Raw genomic sequence first — 14,779 nt, 5'->3', positions numbered from 1 at the left:
GAGAGCGTGCCGGTAAACTGTGCCCACAGGATTTGTATGCAAAATATCACCCAAATTATTATCGACGAACAGCAGGAACGGGAGGAACCGTCATACTCCTTTCTTGGCGGTGTTACTGGCTTTGTCTTCTATTGGTTGGCGTTCGCGATTCCATTCTTTGTTTACGGCCCCAATACTGTCTTTTTCTTGCTCTACACCTGGCCGTTTTTTTTGGCTTTGATGCCCGTTTCAGTGCTGATCGGCATTACGCTGAGTATGCTATCGCGCGGTAATGTGCTTATCACTGTAGGTGGGTCTGGGATTGCAGTGGTGTGCTTATTCTGGATGTTATTTACATTCCTCACCGGCTGGTGAGGGCTAAATCAGCGGGCTGTTTGGTTTGCTCCAATGACAACCCGCTACAAGTTCAATCTGCTTATCCTTGCGCAGAAAGTACCTTGCTAAGAAATGCTTGGGTGCGCGGGTTGGTTGGGGCAGTAAATATCTCTTCCGGTTTACCCTCTTCCTGAATAACCCCTTGATCAATAAACAATACCCGATCGGCAACATCACGGGCAAAGCCCATTTCATGGGTCACTACCACCATGGTCATCCCCTCCAGAGCCAATGCTTTCATCACCGCCAGCACTTCGCCCACCAGTTCCGGATCGAGCGCGGAGGTTGGCTCGTCAAACAGCATGATTTTCGGCTCCATTGCCAAAGCTCTGGCAATCGCTACCCGCTGCTGTTGTCCACCCGAAAGACTGCTGGGGTAAGCATCAATTTTGTCCAGTAAACCGACTTTGCGCAGCAATAATTCAGCCCGTTCAATAGCTTGTGCGCGGGACAGTTTTTTGACATCCATGGGCGCCATGATCAGGTTTTCCAGCACCGTCATATGCGGAAACAGATTAAAGCGCTGGAACACCATGCCGACACTTTCGCGCATGCGGTTGAGATCGGTTTTGGGGTTATGGATCTCAAAACCATTCACGGTGATTTCACCACCGGACAAGGTTTCTAGCGCATTAATACAGCGCAAAAAGGTACTTTTTCCGGAGCCAGATGGGCCAATTATGCAGACGACTTCTTTTGGCTGAATTTCGCATGAAATCCCCCGCAGCACATGGGTTTCGCCAAATTGTTTTTGCAGGTTATGTACGTGAATCACTTTTACCGAACCTCGTTTCCATATGCCGGACTAACAGCGAAAGTATGAATGTAATAACCCAATAAACCACCGAAATGACCAGGTAGGGTTCCCAATAAGTGGCATAGGCCCCGGAAACAGTGCGCGCGGCATAGGCTAAGTCTGCCAGCCCGATGGCAGATGCCAACGACGAATCTTTTACAATAGCAATGGCGTTGTTGCCCAGTGGCGGCAGCATACGGCGGAAAGCCTGCGGTAGGATAACCTTGCGCATGGTTTTGCCGTAGCTCATACCCAGGGAGCGGGAGGCTTCCATCTGGCCGCGATCAATAGATTGAATACCCGCGCGGAAAATCTCAGAAACATAAGCTCCGGCGTTCAATGTGATAGCCACGATACAAGATAAAAACGCGCCGTAATCAGAACGTAGCATTCTGGCAAAATCAGAGGACATAATGCCATTGGTGACCAGAATGCCATCCCGAGGGTTGATAAACAGCGGCACCAAAGCAAAGTGCACCACCATTATCTGCACAAAGAGCGGTGTCCCGCGAATGGCGCTGATATAGATACGCACCGGCCATTGAACAAAGTAATACAGTATTGGCTTCCAGATACCATGAGGTGCTTGCGCTAATCGCCCCAGACCGAGTGTTAATCCCCAGGTCGTCCCTAAAATCACACAAATAATGGTGCACTTTATTGTCATCCAGGCACCGTCCATAAACAGTGGGGCGTATTCCTGAATGATTTCCCAACGAAATCCCGACATAAGCAATCCAAATACCTTTATTCATTGGCGCTACAGCATGGTGACTGCTGTAACGCCAATGACTTTGGGTCTAAAAAGTGTATTAAAAAATGTATTAAAAAAGTTATTTTGTAGGCAGCGTCGGAACCTGAGCATCAAACCATTTTTCATAAATTTTGGCATAAGTGCCGTCAGCCACGATTTTTTGCAGGCCGCTGTTGATTTTACTGCGTAATTCTTCGTTACCTTTCGCTACCGCGATGCCGAAGTATTGGCGCTCAAATTTATCATCAGCCACCAGTTCAAAAGCTTTTTCTGGGTGGGTTTTTAGGTAGAACTTGGCAACACCCACATCACCGACTGCGGCGGCGATACCATCTTCATATAACTCTTGCAGCATCAGCGGCGTATTATCAAAGCGCTTGATTGCGGTACTGTTTTTGCCCAGAACATCGGAAACTACGATATCCCCAGTGCTGGAATTCACGACGCCAACATTCAGGTTTTTCAATGCGGCAATAGAATCAACTTTAGAGCCTTTAGGAACCACAATGGTTTGTTCGGCCGGGAAGTAAGGGTCAGAGAAATCAACCATTTGCTTACGTTTATCAGTAATCGTGATACCGGAAATAATGATGTCGCGATCACCAGAACCTAAAGTGGCAAAAATACCTTCCCACGGTGTATTCACTAATTTGACCTGAAAACCTTCAGCTTTACCGATAGCTTTAATGATATCGATATCAAAACCTTCCAGTTGTTTTTGGCTGTTTTCATACTCAAATGGGCGATAGGTCCCCCCAGAGCCGACCACATAAGTGGGTTCAGCGGCAATAGCCGTACCCGCAGACAACACGGCTGCCAAGCAAGTCCCAACCAACATTAAACGTTTAAACATGTGAATCTCCCGGTTAAAAGGTAAAGATGAATGAAAGTATGATTTTTTATTTATGCAGTTTGAGTGCATAAAAATAAACTTTTATAACTGTAAACTCAACTATAATGGGGGTTATTTATTTATGGCGACATTAAATATGCATATTTAATTTGCTGACTGGCATAAGACAATGGAAAAAATACCTTTTCCAGTGTTTATCTCTGCGTGGTGTTGTTGTGTTATTAATCGACAATGGCGGGGGAAAGAATGCTGAAAATTAGCATTTAATGACATTTTGTCGAGTTACGTGGTATTTTTGCCGGAAATCGTCCTTAATCTGCGCCTTGTGGCCTATTTCCGTCACAGAGTGGAGTCCGACGAAAAGTTGTGGGATGATTATACCCGTCATACTTCAAGTTGCATGTGTGTTGGCTGTCTTCGTTCACCCCAGTCACTTACTTGTGTAAGCTCCTGAGGATTATGGGCCTCATTAGAGGCTCACCCTGCGGGCCAGCGCAGGCGCTGTTCAAATTGGTTTACAACCAATTTGTCGCTCAGTTGCTGCCTTCCTGCAACTCGAATTATTTACGGTATAGGCAGTTTTTCAGGGGGCGGGAATGGGAAAACTTACGCTACTATTGCTGATTTTACTTGGCTGGCTACAGTATTCATTGTGGTTGGGCAAGAATGGTGTTCATGATTTTGTTCGGGTTAAGGATGACGTGGCGCTCCAAGAGGGCAATAACGGCAAACTTAAAGCCCGAAATGATCAGCTATTTGCTGAAATCGATGATTTAAACGGTGGTCAAGAGGCTATCGAAGAACGCGCACGTAACGAGCTGGGTATGATTAAACCCGGCGAAAGTTTCTATCGTCTGGTTCCTGACCAATCCAGACGTAATGCGGGTATCCCTTCGACGCCAAATAACGCACAACAATAAATAATGAGTAATTTCGCAGTTTCCCTTTCTGACGTCGTTGCACCCGAAGCTATTACGCCTGAAATTATAGCCATAGTACCGGCGGCGGGTATTGGCAGCCGCATGCAAGCTGATTGCCCTAAGCAGTATTTAATTGTGGGGGGCAAGACAATCATTGAACACGCAATTGTTTCTTTGCTGAGTCACCCACGAATTCAGCGGGTTGTTGTTGTCATACATCCGCAAGACACGCAATTCTCAAGGTTATCTATCGCCGGAGATCCTCGCATCAGTATTGTTCACGGCGGTGACCAGCGAGCTGATTCTGTGATGGCGGGTTTGCAGCAAGCAGGGCAGGCCGAATGGGCGCTGGTTCATGATGCGGCTCGCCCGTGTTTGCACCAAAGCGACCTTGAAAAATTGCTGGCAATTATTGAACACAGCAAGGTCGGTGGTATTCTGGCAGCGCCGGTTCGTGACACCATGAAGCGCAGTGAACCAGGTGTGCAAGCCATTGCTCATACTGTTGATCGCCAAGCGCTGTGGCATGCGCTGACACCGCAACTTTTCCCGCTTGAGTTATTAAAAATGTGCTTATCCCGCGCCCTACAAGACGGCGCGCTGGTCACTGATGAAGCTTCAGCATTAGAGCATTGCGGTTATCATCCGATACTGATTTCAGGGCGTTCGGATAATATCAAAGTGACGCGCCCAGAGGATTTGGCGCTGGCAGAATTTTATTTAACCCAACGGCAGTCCCCAAATTCATTGGAGTGCAATTAATGCGAATTGGTCATGGTTTCGATGTTCATAAATTTGGTGAAAATGGCAGCGGCCCACTGATTATTGGTGGGGTGCGCATCCCTTACGAAAAGGGTTTAGTGGCGCATTCAGATGGCGATGTTGCATTACATGCTGCCACCGATGCATTACTGGGGGCCGCCGCATTAGGTGATATCGGCAAGTTATTCCCCGATACTGACCCGGCCTTTAAAGGTGCTGACAGCCGCGCTTTATTGCGTGAAGCATACCGCCGCATTCTGGCTAAGGGGTACAAACTGGGTAATCTGGATATTACGATTATCGCCCAAGCCCCTAAAATGGCCCCCCATATCCCGCAAATGCGCGTTCATTTGGCGGAAGACCTACAATGTCATATGGATGATATCAACGTAAAAGCCACCACCACTGAACAGCTTGGTTTTACTGGCCGTAGTGAGGGAATTGCGTGTGAAGCCGTGGCGCTATTAATTAAAGTTGAGCAGGTTTAAGGCATAACTGATGGATATGGAAAATCTAACCTGGCTGCACGGCAAACCCAAGGCAAGTGGCATTTTAAAAGCCAATCCAGAAGACTTTGTGGTGGTCGAAGATTTGGGATTTGAGCCGGACGGTGAAGGCGAGCATTTATTGGTTCGTATCCGCAAAAATGGCTGTAACACCCAATTTGTTGCGGATTATCTGGCGCGTTTCGCCAAGATCCACCCGCGGTTGGTGAGTTATGCCGGTTTGAAAGATCGTCACGCCGTCACCGAGCAATGGTTCTGTTTGCACTTACCAGGTAAAGAAGCGCCGGATCTTGCTACTTTCGAACTGGAAGGCTGTGAAGTGTTGGAGTCGGTGCGTCAGAAAAGAAAACTGCGTATTGGCTCACTGAAAGGCAATGCTTTTACTTTGGTGTTGCGCCACATAACTGATAATCAGGACGTCGAACAGCGATTGCAGCAGATTGCCGCTCATGGTGTGCCGAACTATTTTGGTAGCCAGCGCTTTGGCCGCGGAGGCAATAATCTGGTGCAGGCGCGTTTGTGGGCGAATAATGAAATTCGAGTAAAAGAGCGCAGTAAACGCAGCTTTTACTTATCCGCCAGCCGTAGCGCGATGTTCAACCTGATTAGCAGTAGCCGTTTAGCTCAACAGCAGGCGACGACTGTACTGGACGGTGATGCCTTGCAGCTATCAGGGCGCGGCAGTTGGTTTGTGGCCGGGGCTGATGAATTGGCCTTGTTACAGCAGCGGGTCGATGCGGGCGAATTGAATGTAACCGCTCCGTTGCCTGGCGATGGTGAGCTGGGTACTCAGGGCGCGGCATTAGCTTTCGAACAAGCATGTTTAGCTGATCAAACCGAGCTATTGGCACTGATTAAGCGCGAACGTGTCGAAGGTGCGCGCCGGGCTATCTTACTCAAACCGCAAAATATGCAGTGGAACTGGTGGGATGAGGTCACTTTGGAACTCAGTTTCTGGTTACCCGCCGGTAGTTTTGCCACCAGTGTGGTGCGGGAAATCATGAATCAGGATAATGCCGATGCTGCGGATATTGCTGAGTAACGATGACGGAATTACTGCGCCGGGCATACAGACGTTGGCAGCCGCATTGCGGGAGTTTGCGCTGGTACAAATCGTAGCGCCCGATCGTAATCGAAGCGGCTCCTCCAATGCCTTGACGCTAGATAGCGCTCTGCGTATTACCACCTTATCTAATGGCGACATTGCAGTGCAGCAAGGTACGCCGACCGATTGCGTCTATCTGGGGGTCAATGCATTAATGCGTCCCCGACCAGATATTGTGGTTTCCGGCATCAATGCTGGCCCTAATCTGGGGGACGATGTTATCTACTCCGGTACCGTGGCGGCAGCGATGGAAGGGCGACATTTGGGTTTCCCTGCTTTGGCTGTCTCACTTAATGGGCATCAGCACTATGCAACGGCGGCAGCAGTCACTTGTCGTATCTTGCGCGCGTTACAACATAAACCGTTGCATACGGGCAAAATACTGAATATTAATGTACCTGATTTACCCTTATCTCAAATTAAAGGGATTCGGGTAACACGTTGTGGTAGCCGCCATCCAGCAGAGCAGGTATTTTGTCAACAAGACCCGCGCGGGCAAGATCTCTACTGGATTGGGCCTCCGGGGGAGAAGTTTGATGTGGCGGAAGACACTGATTTTGCAGCGGTTGAACAAGGCTATGTGTCTATCACGCCGTTGCAGGTTGATTTAACAGCCTATGGGGCTCAAAACGTGGTTGAAAACTGGTTAGCCAATGCAGAGGTTGACGGGGAATGGTAAATAAGCGCATGCAAACATTGTTGATGCTGTTACGTCAGCAAGGTATTCGGGACGAGCGCTTGCTACAGGCGATCGAAGCAGTGCCGCGCGAGCGTTTTGTTGATGAGGCACTGGCCCATAAAGCCTACGAGAACACAGCCTTGCCTATAGGTTCTGGGCAAACTATTTCTCAGCCTTATATGGTGGCGCGCATGACGGAGTTGTTGCAATTGACACCCACTTCGCGCGTATTAGAGATAGGCACCGGTTCGGGTTATCAAACGGCTATTTTGGCGCATTTGGTCGAACATGTATGCTCAGTTGAACGAATCAAAGGGTTACAGTGGCAGGCAAAACGTCGCCTGAAACAGCTGGATCTGCATAATGTCTCTACTCGCCATGGTGATGGCTGGCTAGGTTGGGCATCACGCGGGCCATTTGATGCGATCATTGTGACCGCTGCTCCACCAGAAATACCGAATGCTTTACTTGAGCAATTGGATGAGGGTGGGATATTGGTCCTGCCTGTGGGAGAACAGGCTCAAACCTTGAAATATGTGCAGCGCCGTCATAATGAGTTCCAGGTTGAGACGGTAGAAGCCGTGCGTTTTGTTCCTTTAGTTAAAGGGGAATTGGCTTGAAAAAATATCATTATTTCAGTCTTAACCTTTGACTAAAGTCGAAGTACAGTTTTCTTGTGCTAAAGATTGGACAAAAATCAGTAACATAAATTTTATGGTATGGCAGCGGCGCTATTGATAGCATGCGCGCATCTATATTGGATATATCGCTTAATATTGCTGTCATGGGGGAAGCATGAGCACGGGAAGCCCAATGATTACATTACGCCGGGTAGCGGCATGTACGGTTATGAGTTTATGGTTGGTTGGTTGTAGCAATGATAATACAACATCCGCGCCAATCAGCAGTGTCGGTGGTGATCGCTCTGGTACCATGCTAAGTGGTTCGGACACCAATAGTTCTGGTGAGCGCATCGTTTATAACCGTAGTTACGACAATATCCCCAAAGGAAGCTACAGCGGTAATACCTATACCGTTAAGCGTGGTGACACGCTGTTTTATATTGCCTGGATAACGGGGAGTGACTTCCGTGATCTGGCGGCAAAAAACAATATTGCAGAGCCTTATAGCCTGAATGTGGGGCAATCTATTCAGTTGGGTAATGGTTCTAGTGGTGGAATGTTAGCCGCGACTGATGCCACATCGAGTGGAATAGCAAAACCGCCTGCAAATATTCAGAACACAACTACAACGGTTGATTCTCAATCAACTAGCGCGTATTCTGAAAACTCGGGTAAACAGAATGTTGGCAAAATGTTGCCAGCGTCAGGCGCTGTTGTCGCTACAACTGCACCTGTTATCGCGCCGAGCAGTCCAATCAGTGACCCTACCAGCAATGGTAGTCCAGTCAGTAACTGGAAATGGCCAACTGAAGGTAAAACGATCGATAGTTTCTCTGCTTCCGAAGGGGGAAATAAAGGGATTGATATCGCCGGTTCCCGTGGGCAACCTATCTTCGCTACAGCAAATGGGCGAGTTGTGTATGCTGGGAACGCACTGCGTGGTTACGGTAATCTTATTATCATCAAACACAATGATGATTACCTGAGCGCCTACGCTCATAACGATACAATGCTGGTCCGGGAACAAGAAGAAGTGAAGGCGGGTCAAAAAATAGCAACCATGGGTAGCACCGGAACCAGTTCAGTAAGATTGCACTTTGAAATTCGTTACAAGGGGAAATCCGTAAACCCGCTGCGTTACCTTCCGCAGCGATAGATTGGGCAGAATACGCTGTATTCTGCTCGCCGGATTCACGGGTAGGAGCAGCATATGAGCCAAAATACGCTGAAAGTTAACGAGTTGCATGAAGATGCTGATTTTGATGAAAACAGTACGGAAACTGAAATTTTCGACGAAAAAGCATCAGTAGAAGATGAACCTACTGAAAGCGAGTTAGCAGAAGATGAGCTGTTGGCGCAAGGTGTTACCCAGCGAGTGCTGGATGCAACGCAGCTCTATCTTGGTGAGATTGGTTATTCACCGTTATTGACCGCAGAAGAAGAGGTTTATTTTGCCCGGCGTGCATTGCGCGGAGATGTGCCTTCACGCCGGCGTATGATCGAAAGTAACTTGCGGTTGGTGGTGAAGATCGCCCGCCGTTACAGTAATCGCGGTTTAGCGCTGCTGGATTTGATTGAAGAGGGTAACCTTGGCTTAATCCGTGCAGTGGAAAAATTTGACCCTGAACGCGGTTTCCGTTTCTCCACTTATGCCACTTGGTGGATACGCCAGACGATTGAACGGGCAATAATGAACCAAACCCGTACTATCCGTTTGCCTATTCATATCGTTAAAGAATTAAACGTTTATTTGCGTACAGCGCGAGAGCTTTCCCATAAGTTGGATCATGAACCGAGTGCGGAAGAGATTGCTGAGCAACTCGACAGACCGGTCGACGATGTGAGCCGTATGTTACGCCTTAATGAACGTATCACTTCTGTTGATACACCTTTAGGCGGCGACTCAGAGAAAGCCTTATTAGATATTCTGTCTGACGAAAATGAAAACGGCCCAGAAGATACGACGCAAGACGACGATATGAAGCAAAGTATCGTTAAATGGCTGTTTGAATTGAATGCAAAACAGCGCGAAGTTTTGGCCCGTCGTTTTGGTCTGTTAGGGTATGAAGCTGCAACATTAGAAGATGTTGGTCGTGAGATTGGTTTAACACGTGAACGTGTGCGCCAGATTCAAGTTGAAGGTTTACGTCGTTTGCGGGAAATTCTGCAAGCACAGGGCCTGAGCATTGAAGCATTGTTCCGCGAATAAGCGCAGTTGAGAAAACATAAAAACGGTGAACTGATGTTCACCGTTTTTTTATGGCTAAAATTAATAGCTGGCGGGGTTACACCATGTTTTTCAGGCGATAAATCCATTCAAGTGCCTGACGTGGCGACAGTGAATCTGGGTCCAGGGCTTCTAATGCTTCCACCGCTGGCGGTACCTCTTCATTTAACAGTGTCAGTTGTGAACCATCAATCTTACTTGCTGCTGCATTATTCGATAACGATTCCAATTCTTTCAGTTTTTGCCGCGCGCGTTTAATTACATCTCGTGGCACACCGGCCAAGGCTGCAACGGCTAAACCATAACTTTTACTCGCCGCGCCATCTTGCACACTGTGCATAAAGGCGATGGTTTCACCATGTTCCAGTGCATCAAGATGAACATTGACCACGCCTTCCATTTTTTCCGGTAGGGTCGTCAGCTCAAAATAATGAGTCGCGAATAGGGTCATGGCTTTGATCCGGCTAGCCAGATTTTCCGCACAAGCCCAAGCCAGTGACAAACCATCATAGGTTGATGTACCGCGGCCAATTTCATCCATCAACACCAAACTTTGCTCGGTAGCGTTATGTAGAATATTGGCTGTTTCTGTCATTTCGACCATGAAGGTAGAACGGCCAGATGCCAAGTCATCAGCGGCACCGACACGGGTGAAGATACGATCAACCGGCCCAATGGTGGCTTGATCCGCCGGAACGTAACTCCCCATATGCGCCAGCAACACGATTAACGCCGTTTGGCGCATATAAGTACTTTTACCGCCCATATTGGGGCCAGTAATGATCAACATGCGCCGCTGCGGTGACAAGGTTAGCGGGTTAGAAATGAAAGGTTCGCTGAGTACCTGTTCCACCACTGGATGGCGGCCCCCGATAATCTTGATCCCCGGTTTGTCACTCAAAACAGGGCAGCTATAGTTGAGTGTTTCCGCTCTTTCGGCCAAGTTTGCCAAAACATCCAGTTCAGCCAGCGCATTGGCGCTGATTTGTAATTCGGGTAGATGCGGCAGCAGCAGGTCGAAAATCTCTTCGTACAAACCTTTTTCAATCGCCAGAGCTTTGCCTTTAGAGGTCAGAACTTTGTCTTCATACTCTTTCAGCTCAGGAATGATGTAGCGCTCGGCATTCTTCAGGGTTTGTCTGCGAACATAATGGATTGGCACCAGATGGCTTTGGCCCCGACTGACCTGAATGAAGTAGCCATGAACGCCATTAAAACCTACTTTTAGTGTATCCAGACCCAGTTTTTCGCGCTCACGGATTTCCAACCGGTCCAAATAATCGGTCGCACCATCAGCCAACGCCCGCCATTCATCTAATTCTGCATTGTATCCCGGCGCAATAACGCCACCATCACGCACTAATACTGGCGGTGCTTCAACAATCGCGCGTTCCAACAAGTTTTGTAATTCATCAAATTGACCGACTTGTGACAGCAAATTTTGTATATGGGGAACATCCAGCGGTTGTAATAGCCGATGAATTTCAGGTAGTTGCTGGAATGCATGGCGCATTCTTGCCAAATCTCTCGGACGTGCGGTTCGCAGTGCCAGGCGAGCCAAAATACGTTCTAAATCACCAACCTGACGCAACGGCGTTTGCAGTTCAGCGGTAATATCTTGCAAGCCGCCAATGGCTTGTTGGCGATCGGTCAACACCTTAGTGTCACGGATTGGCATATGCAGCCAGCGTTTCAGCATGCGGCTACCCATGGCAGTCACACTGCAATCAAGAATAGCGGCTAGTGTATTTTCCGTTCCGCCGGATAAATTCTGGGTCAGTTCGAGATTGCGGCGGGTCGCAGCATCCATAACAATGCCATCTTGCTGGCGTTCCATGGTCAAACCACGGATATGAGGCAGGGAAGTGCGCTGGGTATCTTTGACATATTGCAGCAGACAGCCCGCAGCTCGTAGTGCTTGATGGGATTGCTCAACCCCAAAACCAATTAAATCGCGGGTACCAAATTGCAGATTAAGCTGCTGTTTGGCTGTTTCCAGCTCAAACTCCCATAATGGGCGGCGGCGTAAGCCATGTCGATTTTCTATCAATGACATGGGCTCGAAATTTTCTGGATAAAGTAACTCTGCGGGATTGGTGCGTTGTAACTCGGCAGCCATAGTCTCAAGGTCTGCGGGTTCCGCAACTCTAAAGCGGCCTGAACTGATATCCAGTGTTGCATAACCAAACCCGCGCGCATCCTGCCAGATAGCTGCCAGCAAATTATCTTGCCGTTCTTGCAGCAAGGCTTCATCACTCACGGTGCCGGGGGTAACAATACGCACCACTTTGCGCTCAACTGGCCCTTTGCTGGTGGCCGGATCGCCGATTTGCTCGCAGATAGCGGCTGATTCACCCAATTGAACCAGTTTTGCCAGATAGTTCTCTATTGAATGATAGGGAACACCGGCCATAGGAATAGGTTCACCGGCGGAAGAGCCCCGTCTCGTCAGTGAGATATCCAATAACTGTGACGCGCGTTTGGCATCACTATAGAACAGTTCATAAAAATCGCCCATCCGATAAAACAACAAGATGTCAGGATGTTGGGCCTTGAGCCGATGATACTGCTGCATCATTGGGGTATGGGAATCTAGCTTATCAGTATTATTCATGCGGTTATGTTTTCTAGTTAAGTCCTTTTTCCAGCCGATATACTAGCCCAGCGGCCCGGAAACTGACATAGCTAAAAACTCGAGACGACTCGCAAACAAAGCAGATTAGCCTCTGAACTCGGGGCTATGCATTGATCTGTCAGCTTATTGGGTGGAGACTACCTGAATGCAGGATTTTGGGGGAACAGCGCGTGAGCTGTATCTCGCAGGTGGTTGGCCTGAGATAGGTCATTTTGATATTGGGTAATCATGATAAGGCTTTGATAAACATTCGGATCATTATGCAATTGGATGTATTGCTCGGCCCATACGCGGAATAGAGTCAGTAACGCGGGAGCAGGATTTTGGTTAAATTGCAGTAACAGATTGATGTGCCGAATGTATTGATACCTTTCCCACTGTATATAGGGGTTTATCCGCTTATCTAATGGCTGCATATCAACCACTCCACTCCACTCCTTTCACTCAGTATCCGGCCAGTTTTTGAACCTGTAACCATAAAGAACAGGGTGCATAATGCGGATAACACAATAATGCCTTGTAGCCAGCGCCGCCACTGAGGCGGGGGAGAGGCTATAGGTACCAACATATTTTCTGGTACCCAAACATAGTGGCCATGAGCAGCAAAACAATAAGCTTAACTTTTCGTGTAGGAAAAGTGGTTTTTATCGACGCAAGAAATAATAATTTCATTATTTTCAATATGTTGTTGTTTTATGCGCTGTGTTGACGATTAGAGGGTTAACTAATTATTTGGCGTATTGAGTAATAAACACTCAATAAGAGTAGTTTCATTTATTTTTCAGTCGGATGAGCAATAAACCAGCGTAGTGAGTTCATTACTTTGGTTTCTGACATTCTGGCTCTATTCTCATCAACTAACTTCATTAACACCAACCTTGCCGTATAAATATCCAGCTGTGCTTTATCGGCAAGTTCTCTTGTTTTTGGCCAATTGATAACTGGGGGAGGTGATTCAGTAAACTGTTCCTTTAGAACATTACATTTTTCTTCCAATATACCCATGACTTCTTCTTTACGTTGATCCTTAGGTTTCATTGATTAATTCCTCATGCAATTTATTTTATTAAGAATATCTTTTTTTTAACTTCTTATATTCTCACTATCTGGTTTGTATTTCATACATATCAGTAGGACGTTTCCTACAAATTAAAAGACTATTCATACAGACATTAGTATTCTCTCTTATTTATTTTATATTGTTTTTGAAATTCTTATTTTAACTTTAAGAATGGGTTGGCAGAAATTTAACAATCACACCCAAACAATGAGTCGGATAACTATTTTATTCAATTAAAACGGTTAGTTAAATATCTTTCTTTATATCTAAAGATATGACGGGGTGTTTAGTTAAATTATTCATTTATTTCAATAGCTTGCAATTAATAATATATATATAAAAACCTCGATTTACTTTGAAGATTACAAAGTAAAGGCAAGGTTTAAATGTATTGTTATTAAGCTTTTTCTGCTTTTTGCATTAAAATTATAAGGATTTAATATCGATTATAATTTGACTAATGGAATAAGCAATCATTAATTTTGAAAAAGTGACTTTTAGCGATCTAATGTGTCGATTTGCTCATTTTTGTAGTAGTATATGTCGATAGTGCAATGTTTTTCGATCAAAGTTATCGATATTATTGTTTTAAATTAGTTAATTAAGATAAACACTCTGAATTTTGAACTATTGAATTAAATAACTATCAACTTGAGCGCTATGTTTGTATTATCTGCGTCGAACAAAAAGGGCTCTATCGTTATTTAAATATTTTATTAAGGTGTAGGTGTTCTTCAATGTCTGCATTTTGACTTTATAGCTCTAAGCAGTTCGTGGTTTATCTTCTTGTATTTTTACAACAAGAAACTACATGAAAATTTATGTTTAAAACAACTTCGATGCGGTATTTACCTTGATTTTATTAAGGTAAATCAGCGGGCAAAACTTTAATTGTGTATAAAGGAATTATGTAATGAAAATGAATAAAACGATTTTGGCTGCAGCTTTGGTATTGGGTTTTGCTTCTGTGGCTAACGCTGCTGACCAGGGTCAAGGTACTGTAACTTTCAATGGTTCTATCATTGATGCACCTTGCTCAATCGCTGCAGGTTCAGATGCACAGACTGTTGAAATGGGCCAGATCTCTAACGTGGCACTGCAGAATGGCGGCAAATCATCTTCACATAATTTCCAAATCAAATTGGAAAGCTGTGACATCGCTACCCTGAAAACTGTAACTACCACTTTCGGCGGTGCAGAATCAGCAGCAGTAGCTGGCCTGTTGGGTATCACTGGCGTAGCTGAAGGCGCTGGTATCGCAATCGTTGATGGTACTGGTTTACCTATTAAACTGGGTACTGCGACTAAGCCGCAGACTCTGGTTGTTGGTAACAACACCCTGGCATTCTCTGCTTACCTGCAGGGCAGCACTGTAGCTGACGCTATCAAACCAGGCAGCTTCTCAAGCGTAGCTGACTTCACGCTGGCTTACCAATAAGCATCATTTTCTAATTCGACATGCGGATTTTTCCGCATGTCTTTTC

At 46.5% G+C, this 14,779-nt stretch carries 15 protein-coding genes and 1 pseudogene; 10 read left to right on the top strand and 6 right to left on the bottom strand.

Annotation, left to right across the window (positions count from 1 at the left end; genetic code table 11):
• Nucleotides 1-36: 36 nt before the first annotated feature.
• A complete protein-coding gene (locus OVO64_RS17720; protein WP_038636120.1) occupies nt 37-354 on the top strand; it encodes a DUF3561 family protein in 318 nt (105 codons plus the stop codon).
• A gap of 61 nt (nt 355-415) precedes the next feature.
• Here OVO64_RS17720 and OVO64_RS17715 read toward each other — a convergent pair whose 3' ends face one another.
• From OVO64_RS17715 to OVO64_RS17705, 3 genes are all read right to left on the bottom strand, one after another.
• Nucleotides 416-1,150 (bottom strand): amino acid ABC transporter ATP-binding protein, encoded by a 735-nt coding sequence (locus OVO64_RS17715; protein WP_038636117.1) that lies wholly within the window; start codon nt 1,148-1,150, stop codon nt 416-418.
• Nucleotides 1,134-1,901: an amino acid ABC transporter permease gene (locus tag OVO64_RS17710; protein WP_004389104.1), complete on the bottom strand. Its 768-nt coding sequence runs from the start codon at nt 1,899-1,901 to the stop codon at nt 1,134-1,136. The genes OVO64_RS17715 and OVO64_RS17710 overlap by 17 nt, the downstream gene beginning before the upstream one ends.
• 103 nt (nt 1,902-2,004) lie before the next feature.
• Nucleotides 2,005-2,778: a basic amino acid ABC transporter substrate-binding protein gene (locus OVO64_RS17705; protein WP_038636115.1), complete on the bottom strand. Its 774-nt coding sequence runs from the start codon at nt 2,776-2,778 to the stop codon at nt 2,005-2,007.
• 596 nt (nt 2,779-3,374) lie between these two features.
• Here OVO64_RS17705 and ftsB point away from each other — a divergent pair.
• The 8 genes from ftsB (at nt 3,375) to rpoS (ending at nt 9,582) form a co-directional block, all read left to right on the top strand.
• Nucleotides 3,375-3,698, top strand: coding sequence for a cell division protein FtsB (gene ftsB, locus OVO64_RS17700; RefSeq protein ID WP_038636113.1), 324 nt, complete (start codon nt 3,375-3,377; stop codon nt 3,696-3,698).
• A gap of 3 nt (nt 3,699-3,701) precedes the next feature.
• Nucleotides 3,702-4,460 carry a 2-C-methyl-D-erythritol 4-phosphate cytidylyltransferase gene (gene ispD, locus OVO64_RS17695; RefSeq protein ID WP_145586451.1) on the top strand — a complete coding sequence of 253 codons (759 nt, stop codon included), beginning with the start codon at nt 3,702-3,704 and terminating at the stop codon, nt 4,458-4,460.
• Complete coding sequence (gene ispF, locus OVO64_RS17690) at nt 4,460-4,948, top strand: 2-C-methyl-D-erythritol 2,4-cyclodiphosphate synthase (RefSeq protein WP_145586449.1); 489 nt, start codon at nt 4,460-4,462, stop codon at nt 4,946-4,948. The genes ispD and ispF overlap by 1 nt, the downstream gene beginning before the upstream one ends.
• A 10-nt stretch (nt 4,949-4,958) precedes the next feature.
• A complete protein-coding gene (gene truD / locus OVO64_RS17685; protein ID WP_120011129.1) occupies nt 4,959-6,008 on the top strand; it encodes a tRNA pseudouridine(13) synthase TruD in 1,050 nt (349 codons plus the stop codon).
• Nucleotides 5,986-6,750, top strand: coding sequence for a 5'/3'-nucleotidase SurE (gene surE / locus OVO64_RS17680; RefSeq protein ID WP_042562601.1), 765 nt, complete (start codon nt 5,986-5,988; stop codon nt 6,748-6,750). The genes truD and surE overlap by 23 nt, the downstream gene beginning before the upstream one ends.
• Nucleotides 6,744-7,370, top strand: a complete 627-nt coding sequence (locus OVO64_RS17675; RefSeq protein WP_038635969.1) for a protein-L-isoaspartate(D-aspartate) O-methyltransferase — start codon at nt 6,744-6,746, stop codon at nt 7,368-7,370. The genes surE and OVO64_RS17675 overlap by 7 nt, the downstream gene beginning before the upstream one ends.
• Nucleotides 7,371-7,563: 193 nt before the next feature.
• Nucleotides 7,564-8,529, top strand: coding sequence for a murein hydrolase activator NlpD (gene nlpD / locus OVO64_RS17670; RefSeq protein WP_038635967.1), 966 nt, complete (start codon nt 7,564-7,566; stop codon nt 8,527-8,529).
• A gap of 54 nt (nt 8,530-8,583) precedes the next feature.
• A complete protein-coding gene (gene rpoS / locus OVO64_RS17665) occupies nt 8,584-9,582 on the top strand; it encodes an RNA polymerase sigma factor RpoS (protein ID WP_038635964.1) in 999 nt (332 codons plus the stop codon).
• Between the two features lie 76 nt (nt 9,583-9,658).
• On the opposite strand, the gene mutS is transcribed toward rpoS, so the two are convergent.
• The 3 genes and pseudogenes from mutS to OVO64_RS17650 form a co-directional block, all read right to left on the bottom strand.
• On the bottom strand, nt 9,659-12,214 hold the full coding sequence (gene mutS, locus OVO64_RS17660) for a DNA mismatch repair protein MutS (RefSeq protein WP_145509430.1): 2,556 nt from the start codon (nt 12,212-12,214) through the stop codon (nt 9,659-9,661).
• 158 nt (nt 12,215-12,372) lie between these two features.
• Nucleotides 12,373-12,815: pseudogene (locus OVO64_RS20665) on the bottom strand (hypothetical protein); the annotation flags it as partial.
• Nucleotides 12,816-13,009: 194 nt separating this feature from the next.
• Entirely contained in the window at nt 13,010-13,273 is a 264-nt protein-coding gene (locus tag OVO64_RS17650; protein ID WP_145509429.1) for a faeA-like family protein, read from the bottom strand.
• 935 nt (nt 13,274-14,208) lie between these two features.
• Between OVO64_RS17650 and OVO64_RS17645 the strand changes: the two genes are divergently transcribed.
• Nucleotides 14,209-14,733, top strand: a complete 525-nt coding sequence (locus tag OVO64_RS17645) for a fimbrial protein (RefSeq protein ID WP_145509551.1) — start codon at nt 14,209-14,211, stop codon at nt 14,731-14,733.
• Nucleotides 14,734-14,779 lie beyond the last annotated feature (46 nt).

It is taken from the genome of Yersinia sp. Marseille-Q5920, assembly GCF_946902935.1.
GTDB classification, from domain to species: domain Bacteria; phylum Pseudomonadota; class Gammaproteobacteria; order Enterobacterales; family Enterobacteriaceae; genus Yersinia; species Yersinia rochesterensis.
Note: the sequence above shows the minus strand (reverse complement) of the source record. Positions and strands in the feature narration are given on the sequence as shown.